Annotated in this window: 20 protein-coding genes; 17 read left to right on the top strand and 3 right to left on the bottom strand. The window is 70.3% G+C overall.

Annotation, left to right across the window (positions count from 1 at the left end; all coding sequences use genetic code 11):
• Positions 1-167: 167 nt before the first annotated feature.
• Positions 168-1736 carry a collagen-like triple helix repeat-containing protein gene (locus GA0116996_RS23060; RefSeq protein ID WP_092316279.1) on the bottom strand — a complete coding sequence of 523 codons (1569 nt, stop codon included), beginning with the start codon at positions 1734-1736 and terminating at the stop codon, positions 168-170.
• A gap of 687 nt (positions 1737-2423) precedes the next feature.
• Here GA0116996_RS23060 and GA0116996_RS23055 point away from each other — a divergent pair.
• The 14 genes from GA0116996_RS23055 (at position 2424) to GA0116996_RS22990 (ending at position 16580) form a co-directional block, all read left to right on the top strand.
• The gene (locus GA0116996_RS23055; RefSeq protein WP_092316229.1) at positions 2424-3623 is read left to right on the top strand and encodes a collagen-like triple helix repeat-containing protein; all 1200 of its coding nucleotides are present in this window, start codon (positions 2424-2426) and stop codon (positions 3621-3623) included.
• Positions 3624-3997: 374 nt separating this feature from the next.
• Positions 3998-4180, top strand: a complete 183-nt coding sequence (locus GA0116996_RS23050; RefSeq protein WP_092316227.1) for a Flp family type IVb pilin — start codon at positions 3998-4000, stop codon at positions 4178-4180.
• Between the two features lie 21 nt (positions 4181-4201).
• A complete protein-coding gene (locus GA0116996_RS23045) occupies positions 4202-4675 on the top strand; it encodes an A24 family peptidase (protein WP_092316225.1) in 474 nt (157 codons plus the stop codon).
• Positions 4676-4745: 70 nt separating this feature from the next.
• Positions 4746-5222, top strand: a complete 477-nt coding sequence (locus GA0116996_RS23040; protein WP_092316223.1) for a TadE/TadG family type IV pilus assembly protein — start codon at positions 4746-4748, stop codon at positions 5220-5222.
• A gap of 43 nt (positions 5223-5265) precedes the next feature.
• The gene (gene cpaB, locus GA0116996_RS23035) at positions 5266-6216 is read left to right on the top strand and encodes a Flp pilus assembly protein CpaB (protein ID WP_092316221.1); all 951 of its coding nucleotides are present in this window, start codon (positions 5266-5268) and stop codon (positions 6214-6216) included.
• A 19-nt stretch (positions 6217-6235) separates the two neighbouring features.
• Positions 6236-7648, top strand: a complete 1413-nt coding sequence (locus tag GA0116996_RS23030; protein WP_092316219.1) for a type II and III secretion system protein family protein — start codon at positions 6236-6238, stop codon at positions 7646-7648.
• 47 nt (positions 7649-7695) lie between these two features.
• Positions 7696-8955 (top strand): CpaE/TadZ family protein, encoded by a 1260-nt coding sequence (locus GA0116996_RS23025; protein ID WP_092316217.1) that lies wholly within the window; start codon positions 7696-7698, stop codon positions 8953-8955.
• A gap of 1 nt (position 8956) precedes the next feature.
• Positions 8957-10273, top strand: a complete 1317-nt coding sequence (locus tag GA0116996_RS23020) for a TadA family conjugal transfer-associated ATPase (RefSeq protein ID WP_092316215.1) — start codon at positions 8957-8959, stop codon at positions 10271-10273.
• A complete protein-coding gene (locus GA0116996_RS23015; RefSeq protein WP_092316213.1) occupies positions 10266-11192 on the top strand; it encodes a type II secretion system F family protein in 927 nt (308 codons plus the stop codon). Before GA0116996_RS23020 ends, GA0116996_RS23015 begins: the two co-directional genes overlap by 8 nt.
• A 22-nt stretch (positions 11193-11214) precedes the next feature.
• Positions 11215-12276, top strand: coding sequence for a type II secretion system F family protein (locus GA0116996_RS23010; protein ID WP_092316211.1), 1062 nt, complete (start codon positions 11215-11217; stop codon positions 12274-12276).
• 8 nt (positions 12277-12284) lie between these two features.
• A complete protein-coding gene (locus tag GA0116996_RS23005) occupies positions 12285-13145 on the top strand; it encodes a tetratricopeptide repeat protein (protein ID WP_092316277.1) in 861 nt (286 codons plus the stop codon).
• Positions 13142-13501 carry a DUF3613 domain-containing protein gene (locus GA0116996_RS23000; protein ID WP_092316209.1) on the top strand — a complete coding sequence of 120 codons (360 nt, stop codon included), beginning with the start codon at positions 13142-13144 and terminating at the stop codon, positions 13499-13501. The genes GA0116996_RS23005 and GA0116996_RS23000 overlap by 4 nt, the downstream gene beginning before the upstream one ends.
• Positions 13498-15177 carry a TadG family pilus assembly protein gene (locus tag GA0116996_RS22995; protein WP_092316207.1) on the top strand — a complete coding sequence of 560 codons (1680 nt, stop codon included), beginning with the start codon at positions 13498-13500 and terminating at the stop codon, positions 15175-15177. Before GA0116996_RS23000 ends, GA0116996_RS22995 begins: the two co-directional genes overlap by 4 nt.
• Positions 15178-15215: 38 nt before the next feature.
• Complete coding sequence (locus tag GA0116996_RS22990; protein WP_092316205.1) at positions 15216-16580, top strand: sigma 54-interacting transcriptional regulator; 1365 nt, start codon at positions 15216-15218, stop codon at positions 16578-16580.
• Between the two features lie 13 nt (positions 16581-16593).
• On the opposite strand, the gene GA0116996_RS22985 is transcribed toward GA0116996_RS22990, so the two are convergent.
• Entirely contained in the window at positions 16594-16950 is a 357-nt protein-coding gene (locus GA0116996_RS22985; RefSeq protein WP_092316203.1) for a YgiW/YdeI family stress tolerance OB fold protein, read from the bottom strand.
• A gap of 135 nt (positions 16951-17085) precedes the next feature.
• On the opposite strand from GA0116996_RS22985, the gene GA0116996_RS22980 reads away from it, so the two are divergent.
• Both GA0116996_RS22980 and GA0116996_RS22975 read left to right on the top strand, forming a co-directional pair.
• Positions 17086-18234, top strand: coding sequence for an exonuclease SbcCD subunit D (locus tag GA0116996_RS22980; RefSeq protein WP_092316201.1), 1149 nt, complete (start codon positions 17086-17088; stop codon positions 18232-18234).
• Positions 18231-21293 carry an AAA family ATPase gene (locus tag GA0116996_RS22975; RefSeq protein ID WP_092316199.1) on the top strand — a complete coding sequence of 1021 codons (3063 nt, stop codon included), beginning with the start codon at positions 18231-18233 and terminating at the stop codon, positions 21291-21293. The genes GA0116996_RS22980 and GA0116996_RS22975 overlap by 4 nt, the downstream gene beginning before the upstream one ends.
• A 26-nt stretch (positions 21294-21319) precedes the next feature.
• Here the strand turns inward: GA0116996_RS22975 and GA0116996_RS22970 are convergent, their stop codons facing one another.
• Entirely contained in the window at positions 21320-21562 is a 243-nt protein-coding gene (locus GA0116996_RS22970) for a hypothetical protein (protein WP_092316197.1), read from the bottom strand.
• 526 nt (positions 21563-22088) lie between these two features.
• On the opposite strand from GA0116996_RS22970, the gene GA0116996_RS22965 reads away from it, so the two are divergent.
• Positions 22089-22751 (top strand): 3-oxoacid CoA-transferase subunit A, encoded by a 663-nt coding sequence (locus GA0116996_RS22965; protein WP_092316195.1) that lies wholly within the window; start codon positions 22089-22091, stop codon positions 22749-22751.
• The last annotated feature ends 10 nt before the right edge of the window (positions 22752-22761 follow it).

Genomic DNA, 22761 nt, shown 5'->3' with positions numbered 1-22761 from the left:
AAGAAACACTGCGGCTATTGACGTCGCGTGCCACCGGCGTGGGGATTGCCGCTACCCCCGGGCGCCTGCTGGCCGATACTGCCGGTCCAGCGCGTGGCCGCTACGTTGAATCAGGTGAGCACCGCTGCCCGCGATCACGCGATCGCCGGGCGGCGGTCAAGGCAGGATTACTTCTGGCCGAGCGCGCCGCTCAGGCCGCCGAGCAGGCCGCCGACCAGGCCACCGATCGGGCCGGTGGTGGTCGAACCCTTGGTGGTGCTGCCAGCGGTGGAAGTGGCCCCGCCGGTGACGGCGGAGACGACGTTGGTGACGGGCGCGAGCGGGCTGGTGCTGCCCGTGCCGGCCGCTGCGCCGCCAACGCTGCCCACCACGCCGCCCACCACGCCGCTGACCGCGGCAGTGACCGGCGCCAGCGGCGTGCTGGCTGTCGCGGAGGTCAGCCCGCCGGTGACGCTGCCGACCAGGCTGGTCACAGGAGCCAGCGGCGAACCGGCGCTGCCGCCGGTGGCGCTGCCCAGGCCGCCCACCGCGCCACTGACCAGCGACGTGACCGGCGCCAGCGGCGTGTTGGCGGTGGCGGCGGTCAGACCGCCGGTGACGCTGCCGACCAGGCCGGTGACAGGCGCCAGCGGCGAACCGTTGCCGCCAGCGCCCGCACCCCCAGTCAGCCCCCCGGCCAGCGAAGTTACCGGTGCAAGTACCGGGCTCAGCGCGCCCAGGCCGCCGCCGCTGGCGGGGCCGTTCGCCGCGCCGCCGAGCGAGGCCACCGTGGTGCCGGTGGCGTTCACCACGCCGCCGACGCCCGAAACCACCGGCGTGTTGGTCTGTTGCAGCTTGCTGCCGGCCGTCGCGAGCGCGCCGCCCACCGTCGCCAGCAGGCCGGCGGTCGGGGTGCCCAGACCGGTCGCGGCGCCCAGCGACTGCGTGGTGCTGGTCAGCTGCGAGGTGATCGGCACGATCAGCTTGCTGGTGGTGATGGTCACCTGCTCGACCGCACCGCTCGACAATACCGAGGTCAGCGTCCCGCCCGTGTTGCTCACGGTATTGCCCAGCGTGCCGACCACCGCGCCCAGCGGCGAAGTCAGCGGCGCCAGCGGTGCCAGCTGGCCGGTGCCCAGGCCGCTCACCGCGGTGCCGGCGCTGGTTACCGCCTTGCCCAGTTCGGTCACCACGTTGCCGGTGCTGGCGACGGTGGTGCCGACCGGGTTGGCCGAATTGGGCATGCTGCCCAGCCCGGATTGCAGGCCCGAGGCCAGCGCGCCGACGGCATCGCCGGTTGCCGCCACCACGCCGCCCAGCCCGCTTTGGGTCTGGCCCGGTACCAGCGGCAGGTTGGCGTTGCCAAGCTGGTTGCCGAGGTCGCTGACGGTGCTGCCCGTATTGCCCAGCACCGTGCCGGCATTGTTGATCACCGTGGCGGTCGGGGTCAGCGCGGTGGGAGTCTCGCCGCCGCCGGTATTGCCGCCGGTGTTTCCGCCATTGCCACCGGTGCCGCCGCCCGTGCCTCCCGTGCCGCCACCCGTGCCACCGGTACCGCCACCGGCCAGGTCGGTGCCGCCACCGGTTCCCCCGGAGCCGCCGCCAGTGCCGCCGCTGGTACCCCCACCATTGGTACCGCCGTTCGTGCCCGCTGTGTCGCTGGTGCCCATCGACGTCGAGCCGCTGCCGCTGGCGCAGCCACCCAGGGCCAGCAGGGTTGCGAGGAGTGCCGTGACGGCGAGTTGTTGTTTGCGCATGATCTGTTCCTTCATTCCCGTCGTTTAATCGCTCGGCCGCGCAACGCGTTCGTCCTTCTGCGTGCTGCGGTGACGGTGATGGCGCAATCGGTATGCCAGCCTTTTAGCGCGCTACCGCACAGACCCCGCCGAAGTCGGGTATGGCACCCGCGAAGCCTTGCGCCATGCGGCCTGCGCGCTGGTCGGGGAAAACGCCGCGAGCGTTGCGCAAGCGCTTGCGTGAAGGGGTTGGCGTGTTACGCGTTACGTAACGTGTGTCGTAGGCGGGGAACAAAAACAGCGTGGGCGATGGGGTGCGTCGCCGGCCGGCGCGCGCGGCGCGCGCCGCCGCGGCGTGTTCCCGCCTGCGCGGAACACGTTACGTAGCACGTAACACGTTCTGACCCGGCCGCGGCGCTGCCACCGTGTGTGCCGCTGTCATTCCGATTCGGCTGCAACCCGCGCCGCGCAAGGCATGCAAGCAGCCCGCGGGTCGGTGCGCCCGCGTACCTTGCAGCGCTGGCACGGGCCTTGCCATTCCCTCTCCCGACGCGCCGACGATTTCGCGTTCCACCGTGTGCCATGGCTGATGGGGATGGCAGGCCGGTCGAACAAAGCGGGACAACCGGGGGGCTCGTCGGCATTCCATGCGGCTCACAAGAAAAGACGGCCCGGCTGCGCCGTGGCCAACCAGACAGGAGAAGGACAATGAAGACCAAGCATTCCGCACCGCATTCCATGACTTCGCTGGCCGCGGCGGGCGTCGCCGCGCTTGCCTTGCTGATGGCAGGCTGTTCGTCGAGTGGCGGCGGCAGCGGCGCCAATCCGCAGCCCAGCGGCGGCGGCGCCGATACGCCGGTCACGCCGCCGCCGCCGGCCGCCGCGCAAACCACGCCGACTGCCAAGGTCACCGAAGGCGCCGGCAATACCGTGGTGGCAGCGGGCAATGCCGTCAGCGAGATCGGCAAGTCGATCCAGGATGCACCGCTGCCGCTGCTGCCCACCGACGCACGCAAGGGCGCGGGCGGCGTGGTGGTCAATGCGGGCGAAGCGGTCGGCGCGCTCGGCTCCGGCGTGCGGGACGGACTCGGGCAGATGGGCTCGGTCGACAACCCGCTCGGCGTGACCGTGTCCAGCACCGGCAACGTCGTGCGCGAAGTGGGCGACGCCGTGGTCAGCGGCGGTGCGCTGGTGAAGGGCCTGGGCACGGAGAAGCTGGCGCCGCTGGCACCGCTGACCACGCCGGTGGGCGGCCTGGTCGCAAAGGTCGGCACAGCGGTGCAGGGCGGCGGCGACAAGCTGCAGACGGTGCTGTCCGATGGCGCCGTCGCGCAGGTCACCAACTCGCTCAGCAAGGTCATCGTGCCGTTGACCAGCAAGGTCACCGACGGCACCCAGACGCTGGGCGCGGCCACGCGCCTTGGCGGACCGGCCGACGGCCTGCTTTACAAGGTGGGCAATACGGTGGCCACCGGCGGCAGCATGCTCAGCAACACGCAGGCCCCGGTGGTCGCCCCGCTCGGCGGCGTGGTGACCGAGACCGGCAAGACCGTTGCCGCGGTCGGCGTGCTGGTCAACGGCAACGGCCAGACCGGCGGCAATCCGCTGGGCGGCCTGTTGAGCAACTTGCCGCTGGCCGGCGCCGGCAACGGCCAGGGCGGCGATGGCAGCCACGGCGGCAATGCGCTCGGCGGCCTGCTCGGCAGCCTGCCGCTGGTCAAGCCCGGCAGCGGCGATGGCGGTGCCGGTGGCGGCGGCGCGCTGGGCCCGGTCGGTGCGCTGCTGGCGCCGGTCACGGGTCTGGTCGGCGGCATCAAGGGCGGTGTCGGCGGCAGCGCCGGTGGCGGCTCGGGCGGCGGCGACAGCAAGCCGCAACTGCCGATCTTGGGCGGACTGCTCCACCACTGAAATGTCTCAACCCGCATAGGTGTTTTCACGGTGCGCTGTCGCTCATCACCCCGTCGCAGCGCATCTTTTTATTCCGCCTGGCCGCGCGGCTGAAACGCCGGCTTGGTCAGGCTGCGGGCCGGTTTGCACCGGCCCGCCTGCTCCTTGACAAGCTGCGGCCGGTTGCGCGCCAGGCCGTTTCAAACGGATGCTTTGACCCCTTCGGGTCATTACTATCACCCGAGGGAGGGGTATGGTTGAGACATACCATGTCTTATAAAAAAGGCGCAGCAAGCGTGAATAGTCGATAAAAGAGCGGGCCAACAGAGCACCGTGATAATCGAACGGGGAAAGCGTGATCGCGGCATCAGATCACCTTGGGAGTGTCAAAAATCATGAAACGACTCATTGCACGCTTTATCAAAGATGAGCGCGGGGCAACCGCTATTGAATATGGGCTGATCGCGGGACTTATCGCGCTGGCTATTGCGGCTTCCGCCGGTTCCCTCGGTACAAATCTAAAGGATGGTTTCCAGAACCTCGCTAACAAGGTCGGTGTATGGCTGCCGAAGCCTTAAGCCGTAGCTGCTGAAACTGTCGTGATTGCCGCGCTCCTCTGCGCGGCGACCCTCTACACAGACTTCGCTTACCGGCGCGTTCCCAACGTCCTGCTTGCGATTGCCGTGCTGGCCCTCGGGCTGGCATGGATCGCCGGACAGGCTACGGAACCGCAGCTGGCCACGCGCCTGATCGGCGCGGGGCTGGGTCTTGCCGTCACCTTGCCGGTCTACGCCCTTGGGCGCATGGCTGCGGGCGATGTCAAGTTCCTGACGGTGGCGGGGTTGTTCACCGGTCCGCAAGGGCTGGTGGTGGCATGGGTCGTCGGCAGCCTGCTCGGGCTGGTGCACGCGCTGCTGGCGCTGGCACTGGCGCGTCGCACGCCGGCCGCGGATCACGCTTTGCATTCCCAGGACCCAACACTTCCCACGGCGCAGTTTTCGCTGGCGCGCGGCATCCCGTATGCGGCGTACCTGGCCGTGGGCGTGCTGGCCTGGATGGCTGCGGGCCGATAGCCGGAAAGGCTTGACGCCAGCAGGCCGCGCCGCCGGTCGGCGCGGCAGAACCAGGAGACCGGGGTTTCGGATGTTGCTGCACGCAAGGATCAACAGGAAAATCAGCCGGCGCCGCCACGGTGCCGGCAGCGCCGCGGTCGAATTCGCGATCGTGGTGCCGGTGCTGGTCACCATCGTGATCGGCATCGTCTACTACGGCGTGATGCTGGCGCTGCAGCAGGTGCTGACGCTGGCCGCCGAGGAGGGCGCGCGCGCCGCGCTGCGCTATCCCGCGGGCGTCGCCGGCACCGGCCTTGCGGCCACCCAGCAGGCCCGTGTCGATGCCGCCGCCGCGATGGCGCGCGGCACCCTGCCCGCGTCCCTGCGCGACCTGATTCCACCCGCCGGCGTTGCCACGGCCGTGCCATGCGCGGTTGGTTCGGCCGACGTCTGTGTACAGGTCACGCTGACCCTGACCACCACCAACATCATGCCCGCGGTACCGATGGTGCCGCTGCCGGCCGCGCTGTCGGGCTCGGCCATGGTCCAGCTCTCTCCCGATATCTGATGCGCATGACGAACTGCCCCATGCCCGAACCAAGGACTTCCGCATGACCAGCAAGCAGATCCGATTACTGGCCGTCGTGCTGCTGGGCCTGGCCTTGCTGCTGGCGCTGCTGGCGTGGCAGGTGGGACGCCAGCCGGCCCAGCCCGCCGCCTCCGCCGCCGCGAAGCCGCTGCATCCGGTGGTGGTCACCACGCGCCCGGCCGAAGCCGGCAAGCCGCTCGACGCCGAGTCGCTCAAGGTAGAGATGCTGCCGATCGATCCCGCCGGCGCCTACCGCGAGGTGGCGCGCGTGACCGGGCAGGTGCCGCTGGTGGCGCTGGGCGCCAACGTGCCGGTGCTGGAAAGCCAGCTGCTGTCCGGCCTGGCCGCGCAGGTGCCTGATGGCGAGCGCGCGGTGGCGGTGTCGGTCGATGAAGTCATCGGCGTCGGCAACCAGGTGCAGCCGGGCGACTATGTCGATGTGTTCCTGGTGCTGCGGCGCGACCAGCAGGAAATCCCCGACAGCCAGGCGCGCATGCTGCTGTCGCGCCTGCGCGTGCTGGCCTACGGCGTGGCCTCGGTCAACCGCCCGCAGGCGGCCAAGCCGGAACAGATGATGGCGCGCCAGGAAGGCGCCAAGACCGCGGTGCTGTCGGTGCCGCTGGAGCAGGTCAGCCGGCTGGCGATGGCGCAGCACTCCGGGCGCCTGATGCTGGCGCTGCGCAATCCGCAAGACCCGGCCATGCCGAGCGACGGCATGTTTGCCGAGCCGCCGCCCGCGCTGGCCGCACGCGCCGGCGTTCCTGCCGACGCAGCGCGCGCTGCCACCGACAAGGCCACCGCCGGCGTGCTGCTGTCAGGACTGGCCGCCACCAACCGCGCGCCGGCTGCACGCGCACCGGCGGCAGCGCCGGCGCCGCGGCCGCTGCAGCTCGCCGCGCCACCGGCGCCGGCACAAGTCAGAGAACGCGCCGGCGTGGAAGTGATCCGCGCCGGCAAGCGCGACATCGAATAAGAAAGTGGGCGCCCATCGCATGCCAATCCAGAAAACCTCCGCCCATGCCGTGACGCTGCGCCGCCGGCTGATGCAGCTCACACTTGCCGCCATGATCGCCACCACCGCATGGTGTGCGCTGACGCCGCGCGCGCAGGCGCAGGATGCCGCCACGGCGCGGCAGTTGCGCCTGATGGCCGGCGCGCAGAAGGAGCTGCGCAGCGCGCAGCCGGTGGAGCGCGTCGCCGTGGGCAACCCCGCGGTGGCCGATGCGCTGATCCTGCGCACCCGCGGCGCACCCAGCGTGCTGCTGGTGGCCAAACAGCCTGGCGTGACCGACGTGATGGTGTGGACGCGCGGCGGCGCCGAGCCGCAGAGCTACAGCGTGCAGGTGGATGCGATCGCGCCCGATGCCAACGGCGCGCAGCTGGGCTACTCGGCAGCCGGCGCTACCATCACCGGCCAGTCGCCCGACGCCTATGGCGCCGCGCGCGCGCAAGCTGCGGCGCGTGCGGCCACGGCCGGCAAGACCGACGGCAGGCCGGGCCTGGTGGTGGACCGCTCCACCGTGCCGCTCTCCGGCACCGTGCAGGTCGACGTCAAGGTGGTGGAGATCAGCAAGACCGTGCTCAAGGAAGTCGGCATCAACTTCTTCCGCAACAACTCGGGCTTTGCCTTCGGCACGTTCTCGCCGTCGACGCTGAACAAGTTCACCTTTACCCCGGGCAGCGGCGGCACGCCCGGCAGCTTCAGCGCCGATATCGCGTCGCCGATGAGCAATGCCTTCAACCTGGTGGCCGCGTCGCTCACCCACGGCATCTTCGCCAACATCAGCCTGCTCGAGGCCAACGGCCTGGCGCGCGTGCTGGCCGAGCCCAGCCTGGTGGCGCTGTCCGGGCAGAGCGCCAGCTTCCTGGCCGGTGGCGAGATCCCGATCCCGGTGCCGCAGGCGCTGGGTACCACCACGATCCAGTTCAAGCCGTTCGGCATCGGGCTGACGGTGTCGCCCACGGTGCTGTCGGCCGACCGCATTGCGCTGAAGGTGGCGCCCGAGGCCAGCGATCTGGACCCGTCGCGCGGCATCTCGATCAACGGCGCGGTGGTGCCCGCCATCGTCACGCGCCGCGCCGACACCACCGTCGAGCTGGGCGACGGCGAGAGCTTCGTGATCGGCGGGCTGGTCAGCCGCAACACCGTCAGCAACGTCAACAAGGTGCCGGTGCTGGGCGACCTGCCGGTGATCGGCGTGTTCTTCAAGAACCTGAACTTCCACCAGGAAGACCGCGAGCTGATGATCGTCGTCACGCCGCGCCTGGTGAAGCCGATGGCGAAGAACTCGCCGGCGGCGCAGGCCGTCGGCGCCGACGGCCGGACCAGTGCCAGCCCCAATGTGTGGGGCTGGTACATGCTGGGCGAATACGCGGACCCGACTTTGCCGGGTTTCTCGAAATAGCCGCCGGCCATGCCGGCTGGCATGGCCAACAGCTTTGAGGCGGAGAGATGGACTATTTTCTGTTGCACGCAACGCAGGGCGAAGTCAGGGACTGGCTGGGCAAGGTCATCGGCGCGCTGGGCACGCTGGTGGCCGATGGTGGCGCCCAGGAAGGCTTTATCGAGCGCGTATCCGAGCTGCGCCCGGGTCTGGTGTTCCTGCATTTCTCGGCGGAACTCGCGGCGCCGTCGGCGCGGCTGGCCGAGCAGCTGCAGCGGCTGTTCCCCGGCCTGCCGCTGGTGGCCGTGGGCCACGCCGGCGAGCCCGGCGTGATGCTGGCCGCGCTGCGCGCGGGCGTAAAGGACTTCATCGACCTGCGCGACGCGCCGGCCGAGGCCGAGGCCGTGGTCAAGCGCCTGGCCGTGCCGAGCGAGCAGGTGCGCCCGGCCGAGGCCGTGCGCCAGGGCAAGATCATCGCGCTGCTGGGCGCGCGCGCGGGCGTGGGCGTGACCAGCCTGGCGGTCAACCTGGCCGCGGCGGCGCGCCGCCACCTGCCGCGCCATGCCAAGACCGATGCCCGCGCCGAAGTGCTGCTGACCGACCTGGGCCTGCCGGCGCGCGACGGCGCGCTCTACCTGAACCTGAGCCCGGGCTTCCATTTCGTCGAGGCGGTGCGCAACCTGCGCCGCTTCGACCAGGTCTTCGTGCAGACCGCGCTGACGCGCCACGGCAACGGCGTGTGCGTGCTGCCGCTGCCGGCCGCGCTGAGCGAGCTGCGCGACATCTCGTACGCCGATGCGATCGGCCTGCTCGAGCGCCTGCGCGCGTTCTTCGACCTGCAGATCGTCGACCTGGGCGGCTTCGGCAACGCCGAGTTCACCGCGCAGATCGTCAAGGCCGCCGACAGCGTGGTGCTGGTGGCGGACCAGAGCGTGGGCGCGATCGTGTCGGCGGCGGAGCTGGTGCATGAACTGCGCGCGCGCGAAGTCGAGCGCGACGACCTCCACCTGCTGGTATCGCGCTTCGATGCGCGGCTGGGCGTGGATGCCGCGCAGATTGCGCGGCGCGTGGGCGTGGAGTCGGTGGCGACGCTGCCCGACAGCCGCGAGGCGCTGGTGCTGGCGATGAACCGCGGCGCGGTGCTGGCCGACGACGATCCGCACTGCCCCTATGTGCGCGCGCTGGCCGAATTGCTGGCACGGCTGGGCTACCGCACCGCCGCGGCACGGGACGCCACGCTGCTGGCGCGGATCAAGGACAAACTGCCCGGCGCGCTGCGCTCGGCGCTGGTAGCGCGCGGCGCGCGCGCGGCACGTACAGGAAGCTGACATGACGCAAGCGATCGAATTCTCCGACCACGCCCCCGCACCGTTCCCGGTGTCGCAGGAGTTCCACAACATCAAGGAAGCCGCGCACGAGCACCTGCTGACGCGCATCGAAGAGCTTGGCGCCGAGTTCGGGCGCTGGTCGCGCACCGCGATCCAGCGCTTTGTCGACCTGGAGCTCGAGAGCTTTACGCGGCTGCGGCGCATCCCCATCAACGAGGCCGAGCTGCGCCAGATTGCCGAGGCGCTGACCAAGGAGCTGGCCGGCTTCGGCCCGATCGAGGACCTGCTCAACGATCCGGCCGTCGAAGATATCCTGGTCAACGGCCACCTGGACGTGTACGTATCGCGCCATGGCGTGCTCGAGCGCATCCCGGTGCGCTTTGCCGACAGCGGCCACCTGCTGCGCATCGTGCGCCGCATCCTGGCGCCGATCGGCCGGCGCCTGGACGAGTCCAACCCCATGGTCGATGCGCGCCTGCCTGATGGCGGCCGCATCAACGTGGTGATCCCGCCGCTGGCGCTGGAAGGCCCGGTGGTGTCGATCCGCAAGTTCCGCAAGGACCCGATGACGCCCGCCGACCTGCAGGCGCTGGGCACCATGAGCCCCGAGATCTGCGACCTGCTGCAGGCCGCGGTGCAGGCGCGCTGCAATATCCTGGTGAGCGGCGGCACCAGCTCCGGCAAGACCTCGCTGCTCAATGCGCTGGCCACCTTCGTGCCGCCCACCGAGCGCGTCATCACCATCGAGGATACCGCCGAGCTGGCGCTGAACCATCCGCACGTGGTGCGGCTGGAAAGCCGGCCGGGCGGCTTCGAGGGCACCGGCGTGGTGTCGATCCGCGACCTGCTGCGCAACAGCCTGCGCATGCGCCCGGACCGCATCATCGTCGGCGAAGTGCGCGGCGGCGAGGTGCTGGAGATGCTGCAGGCCATGAGCACCGGCCACGACGGCTCGATGGGCACCATCCACGCCAGCAGCCCGCGCGAGTGCCTGTACCGGCTGGAGATGCTGGCCGGCTTCGCCGGCTTCCAGGGCAGCGAGATGAGCCTGCGGCGCCAGATCGCCAACGCGATCGACTTCATCGTGCAGATCGCGCGGCTGTCCAACGGCAAGCGCCGCATCGTGTCGATCACCGAGGTCACCGGCCTGGGCGACAACATCATCTCGACCCAGGAGCTGTACCGGCACGAGCCGTTCGTCAACCCCGACGGCACCGAGACCGACCGCTGGCTGTCGCTGGGCCTGCTGCCGCACTCGCCCAAGCTCGCGCGCATGCGCGGGCCGGGCTTCATGCTGGACGACCGCTTCGATGTCTAGCGCCACGCTGCTGCTCGCCGCGCTCGCCCTGGTCATCACCGGCCTGGGGCTGCTGCTGCTCGCCGGCGCGCAGGCGCGCGCGCGCCGCGAACAGCAGCAGGCCTTCCTGCAGGCGCAGACCGAGCAGGTACGGATGCGCTACACGCAGGCGCCCGACCCGACGCTGCAACTGCCCGCGCGCGACCTGCGCCGCCGCTGGGACGACTTCCTGCGCCGCGCAGACCTGGCGCCGACGCGCCGCACCGCGCTGGTGTGGCTGTCTCCGCTGGTGCTGTGCACGCTGGCCGGCGCGGTGGCGGGGCAATGGCTGGGCGCGTTGTCGGCGCTGGTGGTCGCGCTGGCGGTGACGGCGTGCGCGGCCTGGCACCGCGTGCGTCGGCTGCACAAGAAGCTGCTGTCGCAGCTGCCGGGCTTCCTCGATGGCGTGGTGCGGCTGATGACCATCGGCAGCAGCGTGCCCGCCGCATTCCAGAATTCCATCGCCAATACCGAGGCGCCGCTGCGCCAGTGCCTGGTGCAGGCCGTGCACCTGCAGCGCGCCGGCAAGGAGCTGGACCAGGCGGTACTGCAGGTCGGGCGCGCCTACAAGGTCGAGGAACTGGTGCTGGTGGCTTCGGTGCTGCGCCTGTCGGTGCGCTACGGCGGCCGCGCCGACGTGGTGATGGAGCGCACCGCCACCTTTATGCGCGACCGCGAGCAGGCGCAGCGCGAGCTGATGGCGCTGTCGGCCGAGACCCGGCTGTCGGCATGGGTGCTGGGCCTGCTGCCGCTGGTGGTGGCCGGCGGCCTGTTCACGCTGAATGCGGGCTACATCCTGATGATGTGGAAAGACCCCACCGGCAAGACCATGCTGCTGTCGGCCGCGGCGCTGGAAGTCGCCGGCGCGCTGATGCTGTACCGGCTGGCCAAGTCGATCTGAAGGCAACGATGACATCGCCCCCATGGACCGCCTGACGCTGATCTCGCTGAGCCTGCTGGCCGCCGCCTGCGGCGTCGGCGTACTGGCGCTGCCGCTGTTGCGCGACTGGCGCCAGCGCCGGCTGTCGGCCCGCACCATCGACGCCGCGCTGGCGCGCCAGCAGCGTACGACGGAAGTCGCCCAGGCTGCCAAGGCCTCGCCCGCTGCCGCGCCGGCCGCACCGGGCGTGCCCGGTACCCCGGGTGCGCGCCCCGCGACCAACCCGGCGGCCACCGCGGTAACGTCCGGTGTCGCCACCGCGCTCGGCGCCCAGCTGGGTGCGCGCGTGGGCGAGCGCTTCGATGCCCACTGGCTGGAATCGCGCCTCGGCCGCGCGGTGGTGACGCCGGAAGACCAGCAGTTGCTCGAGCAATGCGGCTGGTATGGCGTGCAGGCGCGCGTGGTGTTCGGCGTGCTGCGGCTGGGCCTGCCGACGGCCTTGTCGGTGCTGGCGATGCTGTGGCATCTCGGCGCCAGTGCCTTCATGGTCATGGCATGGGGCTTCGGCACCTTCGCCGTGGCCTACCTGGCGCCCAAGTGGTTCCTGCGCCGGCGCGCCGCCGCGCGCCTGCGCATGGTCGACGACGAGCTGCCGGTGCTGATCGACATGCTGCGGCTGCTGCAGGGCGTGGGTTTGTCGATCGATCAGAGCCTGCAGGTGATCGTGGCCGAGTTCGGCAGCATGCTGCGCGTGCTCGGGCCGGAACTGGCGCGCGCCAACCAGCAGTTTGCGTCGGGCCGCTCGCGCGAGCAGACGCTGCTGCGCATCGGCCGGCTGTTCGACAGCGAAGACCTGAAGAGCCTGATCACGCTGCTGACGCAGGTCGACAAGCATGGCGGCGCGGTGCAGGAGCCGTTGCGCCAGTTCGGGCTGCGCATGCAGGAGGCGCGCAAGTCGCGCATGAAGGACGAGATCGGCCGCCTCACGGTCAAGATGACCGCGGTGATGGTGGTCAGCTTGTTGCCGGTGCTGCTGATCCTGACCGCGGGCCCCGGCTTTCTTGGGGTGATCCGCATGCTGGCAAACATGGGAGGAACGCGATGATGGGTTTCATGGCGCGCCCGGCCGCGGTGGCGACGGGCCGGATCCGGGCCGCGGCCGCGTGCGTGCTGGTGGCGGCGCTGTCGGGTTGCGCCGCCGGCAACAACGGCGCCTCGGCCATGCGCGAGCAGGCCGAGGCCCAGGTGGAACTGGCCAGGCTGCGCGACAAGACCGCGCGCGCGGAATACAGCGAACAGGCGGTCTACCTGGGCCTGATCCGCAAGATGCAGCAGGACGGGCTCTACTTTGCCTCGCTCGCGCATATCGAGGTCTATGTGCAGCGCTTCGGCACCGGCCCGGAGATCCAGGTGATGCGCGCCGACGCGCTGCGCGAAACCGGACAGGACCAGGCCGCCATCGAGGCCTACCAGGCGCTGGCCGCCACCGCGAAGGGCGCGGAGGCAGCGCATGCTCACCACGGCCTTGGCCTGCTGGCGGGGCGCCAGGACGACTTTGCGCGCGCGGTCACGGAACTGCGCACCGCCGCCGCGCTGGACCCGGTCAACGCGCGCATCGCCAGCGACCTGGGCTATGCGCTGATGCGCGCCGGCGCGCTGCAGGACGCGCGCGTGCCGGTGATGCAGGCGCTCGAACTGGACGCGCGCAATCCGCGCGTGATCAGCAATGCCGTGGTGTGGCTGATGGCCGACGGCAAGCGCGCCCAGGCCAACGCCATGATGCAGAAGGCCGCATTGCCCGAGCCCACGCGCAGCGCGATCCGCAAGGAAGCCGAGCGCATCGCCCGCGCCGCCGCCGCGCGTGACCGCGCGGTGGGGCGCCACGGCCAGAAACCGATCTCCGCGCCCGCGGCCGCCGTGGCGGTCGTGGCCAAGCCAATCGCCATCGCCGCGCAAAGCGGCGCTACACCATGACAGCCAATCTACTTGTTGCGATCCGAAAGCGCGCCGCATGCGTGGCGCTCTGCCTGTGGGCACTGGCTCCGCTGGCTTACGCGCAGGGCGACGCCGCGCTGACCGAAGCCGCCGGCGTGCCGCCGGCGCGGCCCGCGCAGCGCCAGATCGGTGCCGACACGCGTACGATCCTGGCGATCCAGCGCGAGGGCACCCAGGCCGGACCGATGCTGCCGATGCACGGCGAGCAGGCCGCGCTGGGCTATGAGCGCTACCTGAACAGCTTCCGCTTCGCGCTGCCCGAGTTCTACACCGGCCAGGCCAACGCCAGTACCACGCGCGCCGGCTCGGCCGGGCAGATGCTGGGCGGCAAATGAGCCTGCGCCAGCTGCCGTTGCCCCGCACCCGTCGCTGCGCGCGCGGCGCCGTCAGCGTGATGGCGGCGCTGCTGATCGCCACCGTGGCGATCGCCGCGCTGGTGTCGATCGACGTGGGCCATGTGTTCATGCGCCAGCGGCAGCTGCAGAACATGGTGGACCTGGCGGCGATGTCGGCGGCGCAGCAGCTCAAGCGGGCGGACAGTGCCGCCAATCTCAACGCCGCTGTGCTGGGAACGGTCAGCAATATCGGCGCCGGGAACGGATATCCGGCTGGCATCGGCATGGGCTGCGCGGAAGCCGCCGGCGGTGGCGCGGATGCAATGACGGCCTGCGTCGGCGTGTGGGATCCGGCGACCGCCGGCCCGCGGCATTTCAACGCCGCGTACAACCCCGCCACGGTCTCGCCCAATGCCGTGCGCGTGCAGGCCACGCAGACGGTGCCGATCCTGTTCGTGTTCGACGGCGGCAGCGGCAGGCAGCTGTTTGCCGAATCGATTGCGAGCGGCAGCCCGCCGGTGGCGGCGTTTTCGCTGGGCACGGGATTGCTGGACGTCTCGACGGCAAACAGCATGCTGAGCGTACTGCTCGGTAATGCGGTGAACCTGTCGGTGGCGGACTGGCAGGGGCTGGTCAATGCTACGGTGACGCTGGACCAGCTGCGGCTCAAGGCCGATGTCGGTACGGTGGACCAGTTGTTGAACACCTCGCTGGGCCTGCACGATTTCTACGCGCTGGTGCTTGGCGCAGCGGCCCGGGATTCGCTGCTGTCAACCATGCTGGGCAGTCCCCCGACGACGCTCGGCGCGGGGGGCGCGGGCGCGACGGTGTCGCTGGCACAACTGCTCAAGCTCGGTGTGCTGGCGCCGGCGGCGTCGTCCGCGGCAGAGGTAGGCCTTAATGTGGCGCAGCTGTTGATGGCAGCGGCCCAGGTAGCGCGTGGCGATACGGCGGTGGCGTTGCCGTTGAACCTGGCGCTGCCAGCAGAACTGGGCGGCCTGAGTGCAAGCCTGCGCGTGATCAACCCCCCGGTGATGGCCGCCGGGCCAGCACGCCAGCTTTCAAGCCATCCGGACACCTGGCAAACGACGGCAAGCTCCTCACAGGTGACGCTGGACTTGCTCCTGCAGATCAAGGCCGACGCGCTCGCGCCATGGCTGGATCTTGGCATCAACGTCCCGGTGCACCTGAAAATTGCCGATGCCAAGGCGGACCTGACCAAACTGCAATGTGCCGCAAGTCCTGCTGACCGCCGCGCCACCATGCAGGTGAAAAGCGGTCTTGTCACAGCGTGCCTGACGGATGCATGCAGTGGCGACGTAGAGCTTGCCAAGGCGACAGTCGGCCTCAAGCTCGTCGAGGTCACCGCGACTGACAATCAACGCTTTGGCAACTCGGTCGCGAAGGAGGTCACGCTCGGGCCGGGCGAACACGCGCAAGTCGGCGCGGCAGACCCCTTCGGCGGCCTCTTCTCGCAGGTGCTTGCGCTCAAGGTCCGGACGAAGATACTGGGCTTGATAAGCCTGCCTATCGACCTCGGACCTACGCTTGCACCGCTGGGCACGACGCTTGACGCGCTGATCCCGCCGCTGCTAAACGGCCTCGGCATCCAGCTCGGTACCGCCGACCTATGGGTCCACAGCATCGACTGCAACAACGCTGAACTGGTGTACTGAGCCATGATCGCGCCAAACCGCCTGATGGCAGAAACGGAATGAAGACAGACCGCTGGGCCTACGAAAACCTTGAAGTCTACGTGTGGGAAGGCAAGTACGAGATTGCCGACCGCGTCACGCGTTTCCTCGCCCCGCTGGGCGTGGACGTGATTCGCGCCGGCGCGCTCGAGGCCTTGCCGGCCGAGCCGCGCCTGAAGCCGTGCATCGCGGTGATCAGCGTGTCGGTGATCGGCGCCGCGCGCTTTTCGCTGGACTGGGAAGCCGCGCATGGCATGCCGGTGATCTGGGTGGCCGGACCGGGGCGCGAGACCGATCCCGGACGCTTTCCGCCGGAGTACGCGCATATCCTGGCCGATGACTTTACCGGCGCCGACCTGCGCGGCCAGATCGGCAAGCTGCTGCCGCAGCTGCTCGCGACCGACGCGCCAGGCGAGCGCGAGGCTGACCTGGTGGCCGGCTCCGCGGCGATGCGCCAGCTGCTGCAGCACGTGGAAACCTTTGCCGACTTCGGCAGCAACGTGATGCTGTACGGCGAAACCGGCGCCGGCAAGGAGCGCATCGCGCGCCTGTTCCACGAGCGCAACAGCACCTACGGCAAGGGCCCGTTCGTCGCGGTCAACTGCGGCGCGATTCCCGACGGGCTGTTCGAGTCGCAGTTCTTCGGCCATGCCAAGGGCGCGTTCACGGGCGCTTCGTTCGCGCATCGCGGCTACTTCGAGCAGGCCAACGGCGGCACGCTGTTTCTCGATGAGATCGGCGACCTGCCGCTGTTCCAGCAGGTCAAGCTGCTGCGCGTGCTGGAAGAGAACGTGATCACCCGGCTGGGCTCGACGCTGGCGGTCAAGCTGGACTTCCGCCTGGTCGCCGCGACCAACAAGGACCTGCGCGACGCGGTGCGGCAGGGGCGCTTCCGCGCCGACCTGTTCTTCCGCCTGGCGGTGATCGAGATGCGCATCCCCAGCCTGGAGGAGCGCGGCCCGGCCGACAAGGTAGCGCTGCTGCAGTCGTTCCTGCGCCATATGCTGGGCGCGTCGGGTTATGACGCGTTGCCGCCGATGCCGGACTGGCTCAAGGGCGCGGTCGGCACCGCCTACTTCACCGGCAACGTGCGCGAGCTGCGCAACCTGGCCGAGCGCGTGGGCATCACCGTGCAGCAGACCGGGCATTGGGACGAGGAGCGCATCCGGCCGCTGTTCCGCGCGCTGCATCCGGGCGCGTTCGATGGCGGCGAGCGCGCCGACCTGCGCGGCGACATGGAAGAACGCCGCCGCATCCTGGCCGCGCTCGACGCCAACGGCTGGCGGCGGCAGGACACGGCGGCAAGCCTGGGCATCAGCCGCAAGGTGCTGTGGGAAAAAATGCGCAAGTACCAGATCGCCGACAGCGAGGCCGAGCCGGTCTGAGCCCCCATCGTCATCAGGGCAGGCGGATCTCCTTCACGTCGAAGTGCGATTCGCCGATCAGTTCCTTGTCGTATTCGCCGACCAGTTCCACCGTGGTCTGCGCATCCACCGGCTTCTGCGCGGGCCAGGTCCTGGCCTTGATCTTCACCTTGATCTGGCCGGTGCCGTCCGAGAACAGATAGCGCTCGTCGCCGACGCTGCTGACGATCTTGCCGCGCAGCACGGCCTGCTGGTCGTCCTTGCCGTCGGCCTGCAGCGCCTTGACGGTCATCACGGGCACCGTGGAGGGCCCGGTGTACTGGGCGCTGGCGCCGGCGGCGCCCAGGCCCAGTGCCAGCGCGAGGGTGGTGGTGGTCAGCATGCGTTTCATGTGCGTTCTCCGTTGAGATGGATCGAGGGGCGACTGCGGCCATGATGCGCGCGCCCGCCTGAACCTGTGCTGAACAAGTGGCGGGCTGCGACGCATTATGATGCGGGTTTCGCCGCTACTTCAACGGACCCCGGATTGCGTTTCCTTCACACCGCCGACTGGCATCTCGGCCGCCTCTTCCATGCGCGCAGCCTGCTGGAAGACCAGGCCCACCTTCTCGACCAGTTTGTCGAACTGGTCCGCGCCGAGCGCCCGGATGCGGTGCTGATTGCCGGCGACGTCTATGACCGCGCCGTGCCGCCGCCCGAGGCGGTGGCGCTGCTCGACGACGTGCTGGGCCGCATCGTGGTCGACGCCGGCGTGCCGGTGGTGATGATCGCCGGCAACCACGACAGCGCGCAGCGGCTGGAATTCGGTGCGCGCCTGATGCGCGCGCAGGGGCTGCATGTGGCCGGCCGCACGCTGGCGGCGGCCAGTTGCGTGACCTTGCAAGACGCGCACGGCGAAGTCCGCGTCTATGCGCTGCCGTATGCCGAGCCAGCGGTGGTGCGCGATGCGATGGGCACCGAAGTGCCGTCGCATGAAGCCGCCTTGCGCGCGCAGCTCGATGCCATCCGCGCCGTGCATCCGCCGGGCGTGCGCGCGGTGGTGGTGGGCCATGCCTTTGTGGTGGGCGGCGCGGCCAGCGAATCGGAGCGGCCGCTGTCGGTGGGCGGCAGCGGCGCCGTGGCCGCGGACCTGTTTGCCGGTTTCGACCTGGTCGCGCTGGGCCACCTGCACCGGCCGCAGACGCTGGGCGGCGGCCGTATCCACTATGCGGGCTCGCTGCTGAAATACTCGCTGTCGGAATGCGCGCACCAGAAGTCGGTGTCGCGCATCGAACTGGATGCGGACGGGGCCGTTGCCATCACCCCCGTGGCGCTGCAGCCCCTGCGCGACGTGCGCGTGGTGGAGGGCGAACTGGCACAGTTGCTGGCCGCGGGCGCCGACGACCCGCAATGCGACGACTACATCCACGCGCGCCTCACCGATACCGGCGCGCTGCTGGACCCGATGGCCCGGTTGCGCCAGGTCTATCCCAACGCGCTGGCAATCGAGCGCACGGTGCTGGCGCGCACCGGATTGGCCTCGGAGGCGGGCCGCAAGCTGCGGCAGCTGGGCACCGGCGAGCTGTTCGCCAGCTTCTTCCGCGAAGTGGCCGATGCCGAGCTGGACCCGGACCAGCGCGCCGCGCTCGACCAGGTGCTGGCCGGCATCGCCGCGGCCGAACGGGAGTCGGCATGAGACCGCTGCATCTGACGCTGCAGGCGTTCGGCCCCTTTGCCGCGACCGAGGAGATCGATTTCACGCGGCTGGGCGAGCAGGCGTTCGTGCTGATCCATGGCCCTACCGGCGCGGGCAAGACCACGCTGCTCGATGCCATCTGCTTCGCGCTGTACGGTGACACCTCCGGCGGCGAGCGCAGCGCGCAGGCCATGCGCAGCGCCAATGCGGCAGCGGGCCTGCGCACCGAAGTGACGCTGAGCTTCAGTCTTGGCGCGCAGCGCTGGCGCGTGGTGCGCTCGCCCGTGCAGGAGCGGCCCAGGCAGCGCGGCGAGGGTTGGGTCACCGAGCCGGCCAGGGCGCAACTGGACCTGCACGACGGCAACGGCTGGGTCAGCAAGGCCAGCCAGCCGGGCAAGGTCACCGATGCCGTGCGCGAGCTGCTGGGCTTCGACAGCGCGCAGTTCCGCCAGGTCATCGTGTTGCCGCAGGGACGCTTTCGCGAACTGCTGACCGCCAGCTCGCAGGCGCGGCAGGCCATCCTCGAGCGGCTGTTCCGCACCGAGCTGTACCGCCGCGTGGAAGAGTTGCTGAAGACCGAGGCCGCCGGCATTCGGCGCGACGCCGAGCGCATTACCATCCAGCGCGAGGAAGCGTTGCGCCAGGCCGGCGCGGCATCGGCGCAGGCGTTGGCGGACGGCATCGCTGCGATGCAGGCTGAGCTGCAGGCGCTGCAAGGCCAGGAGCAGGGCGCACGCGCTGCGCAAGCTGGCGCGCAGGCCGCGCTCGCGGCGGGCGAGCAGGTGGCGGCGCGCTTGCTAGAGCGCCAGCAGGCGCAAGCCGCCCATGCCGCGCTGCTGGCGCGGCAGGCCGCCATGGATGAGCAGCGCGGCCGCCTGCAGGCGGCGCAGCGCGCCGCGCGCGTGATGCCGGCGGTGCAGGCCGCACAGGCCGCGCAGCGCGATCACGCCGCCGGCGCCACGGCCTTGGGGCAGGCGACCGAGCACGCGGCGCGCGCCGGGCAACGGGCCACGCAGGCCGCCGCGGCCTTGCAGGCGCAGGTGCAGCAGGCCGAGGTACGCCAGGCCGCGCAGCGCCGTGTTACGCAACTGGAAGCGATGCTGCCGCGCGCGCAGCGGCTGGGGGCGTTGCAGCACGCCTTGCACGAAGCCGAAGCCAGGCAGGCCACCGCCACCACCGCACGCGATCGCGCCATGGCGCAGGTTGAAGCGTGCCGTGCCGCCGCCGTGACCGCCGAATCGGCACTGGGACAGGCGCAGCTCGCCGCGGCGCAGGCACAGGCGAGCGCCTTGCAGCTGGCCGCGCTGCAGGACCGCGCGCGGCAATTCGAACGGCATCGGCAAGCGGCGCGCGCGCTGGACAGCGCGAACGCGCAGGCCGCCGGGCATGCGCAAGCCGAACAGCAGGCGCTGCATCGGCGCGACCGCTGTCGAACCGCGCTGGCCGAAGCCGAAGCCGCGTGGCGCGCGGGCCAGGCCGCGCGCCTGGCGCAGACGCTGGCGTCAGGCGATGCCTGCCCGGTGTGCGGCAGCACCGCGCATCCCGAGCCGGCACGGCACGTGGCGCAGCCGCTGTCCGACCTGGCGCTGGAAGCCGCGCGCCATGCCTTGCTGGAAGCGGAGGCCGAAGCAGTGCGCTGTGCCGGCCAGCACCAGGCCGCGCAGCTGGCGATCGCACAGGCACGCGAGCGGCTGGAAGAACTGGCCGCGGCACTGGGCGATGCCAGCGAGGCAGCGGCCACCAGCGTCCACGCTGATATCGAATCGCGGCAAGCGGCGCTGGCGCAGCAGCGGCAGGCATCGGCAAGCCTGGCGCAGCGCGAAGCGGCGATCGCGACCTCGCGCGCGGCGCGCGACAGCGCCGAAGCCGTGCATCGCGATGCCGTCGCCGCTGCCGATGCCGCCACGCAGGCACTGGCACATTGCCGCGGCGAATGGCAGGCCGAGAGCGCGCAGGTTCCCGAGGACTCACGCGATCCGGTGGCCTTGGGCCAGGCACTGCGCCAGGCGCAGGCCACGCTGACTGGACTGGAGCAGGCGCTGGCCGCGGCGCAGGCGGCAGAGCGCCACGCCGCGGCGGAGGATGCCGGTGCGCAGGCCGCGCTGGTGTCGGCACGGCAGTCTCACGCGCAGATCACTGAGCGCCTGGCCAACGCCGAAGCGGCATTGGTGCAGGCCCTCGCGCAGCACGGCTTTGCCGATCCCCGAGCGCACGCCGACGCCCGCCTGGACGATGACGCGATGCAGGCGCTCGACGCCACGCTGCGCGCATTCGATAGCCAGCTGGCCGCCGCCGCGGACCGCCGCGATCGCGCGGAAGCTGCCGCGCAAGCGCTCGATGCACCCGACGTAGACGCGCTGCGCGCGGCGCTGGCGGCTTCGGCCGCGACCGTGGAGGATCTGGTGCGGCAGCAGGCAGAGCGCGGCCGGTCCCGCGACGCGCTGCTGCAATGCCAGCAGCGGCTGCAGCAGCTGGACCAGGAAGGCCGCGACATCGAGGCGCGCTTTGCCGTGCTGGGCCGGCTGGCCGAAGTGGCCAACGGCAACAACCCGCGCCGCATGACGTTCCAGCGCTTCGTGCTGGCCACGCTGCTCGACGAGGTGCTGGAGGCCGCCTCCGCGCGCCTGCTGGCGATGAGCCGCGGCCGCTATGTGCTGCAGCGCGTGCGCGAGCAGGCCGACCAGCGCAGCGCCGGGGGGCTCGACATTGAAGTGTTCGACCACGATACCGGCGCGGCGCGGCCGGCCAACACGCTGTCAGGCGGCGAAGGCTTTCTCGCGTCGCTGTCGCTGGCGCTGGGACTGGCCGACGTGGTGCAGTCGCGCTCGGGCGGCATCCAGCTCGACACGCTGTTCGTCGACGAAGGCTTCGGCACGCTCGATCCCGAAAGCCTGGACTTCGCCCTGCGCACGCTGCTTGACCTGCAGCAGGCCGGGCGCCTGGTCGGGATCATCTCGCACGTGACCGAGCTGCGCGAACGCATCGATGTGCGACTGGAAGTGCGGCCCGGCACGGGCGGCAGCCGCGTGCTGCTGACCGGTGTGCCGGTGGCCGCGTAGACGGGGAAGGCAGGGTCAGGCGACAGTCAGGCGACGACGGCCTGGCGGCAGCGGATCGCCATCACCTGCGCCTCGAAGGCGCGGGCGGCCGCACGGGCCAGGCGCGCGCGGCGCGATAGCGGCTGCGTGGCGGCACCGGTTGCGGCAGGCGCCGCCGTTGCCTGGGTCGGGTGAGTGTCCATTGCCCAGGCATTGCGGGTGACATGCAGGATGCGCGCGAGCGCTGCTGCATGGGGCGTGGAAGAAAACGGGACGTTGGCGGTGGCCATGATGACGGGCTCCTCGTTCTTGTGTGGTGCCAGGCGAGGCCGGCTCAGCCGGGTGGTCCGGAAGCTGCTGTGCGGCGCTGCCTTGTTCTGATTCAACGATAGGCCCGGCCGGCTTCGCACCCTATCCCGTGCGAGCCGATTGTGATGTCGGCTCTGTCCTACACAGAGGGTGTCTGCATCACCTTGCGCGCTGATCGCACAAACTGGTTTGCCGACCGCCCGGTCGGCTTGACCGTCGACGAGGGCCAGGTGTAACCTGTTCATTCTGCGAATTCAAGTTCGTATATCGAACATTTCGGTTGGTTCCGGCTTTTTCCCGGCTTTTCCGATGGTTCGATCGACGAGTGCCTGGTCCACTTCGACCAATGCAGAGCACGCGCAGACTGCTGGACTCGTTCACCGGGCAGGCCACGCCGCCCGCCGCAACGAACATCCTTCCGGCAGGACTACCGGAGACCGTCTTTCATGCGCCGCGGCTTGCGGCCCGCTCCGGTAAGCCTGGCGGATCTTCCGACCTGGAACGCAAGTGATCAACAAGCTATACGACTCGGTGGAAGCGGCGGTTGCCGGCATCCACGACGGCGCCACCATCCTGACCGGCGGCTTTGGCCTGGCAGGCATGCCCGCGGAACTGATCGACGCGCTGATCGCGCAAGGCGCGCGCGACCTCACCATCGTCAACAACAACGCCGGCAACGGCGACACCGGGCTGGCCGCGCTGCTCAAGACCAAGCGCGTGCGCAAGATCATCTGCTCGTTCCCGCGCCAGGCGGATTCCTACGTGTTCGATTCGCTCTACCACGCCGGCGAGATCGAGCTGGAGCTGGTGCCGCAGGGCAACCTGGCCGAGCGCATCCGCGCAGCCGGCGCAGGCATCGGCGGCTTCTTCACCCGCACCGCCTACGGCACGCCGCTGGCCGAGGGCAAGGAAACGCGCATCATCGACGGCCAGGGCTATGTGTTCGAAACCCCGATCCACGCCGACTTTGCGCTGATCAAGGCCGACACCGCCGACCGCTGGGGCAACCTGACCTACCGCAAGACCGCGCGCAACTTCGGCCCGATCATGGCAATGGCTGCCAAATGCGCGATCGTGCAGGTCAGCCGCGTGGTCGAGCTGGGCGAGATGGATCCCGAGCACATCGTCACGCCGGGGCTGTTCGTCAAGCGTGTCGTCAAGGTCGCCTGAGCGCGAATAC

Origin of the sequence: Cupriavidus alkaliphilus (assembly GCF_900094595.1) — a bacterium.
Lineage (GTDB): Bacteria > Pseudomonadota > Gammaproteobacteria > Burkholderiales > Burkholderiaceae > Cupriavidus > Cupriavidus alkaliphilus.
Note: the sequence above shows the minus strand (reverse complement) of the source record. Positions and strands in the feature narration are given on the sequence as shown.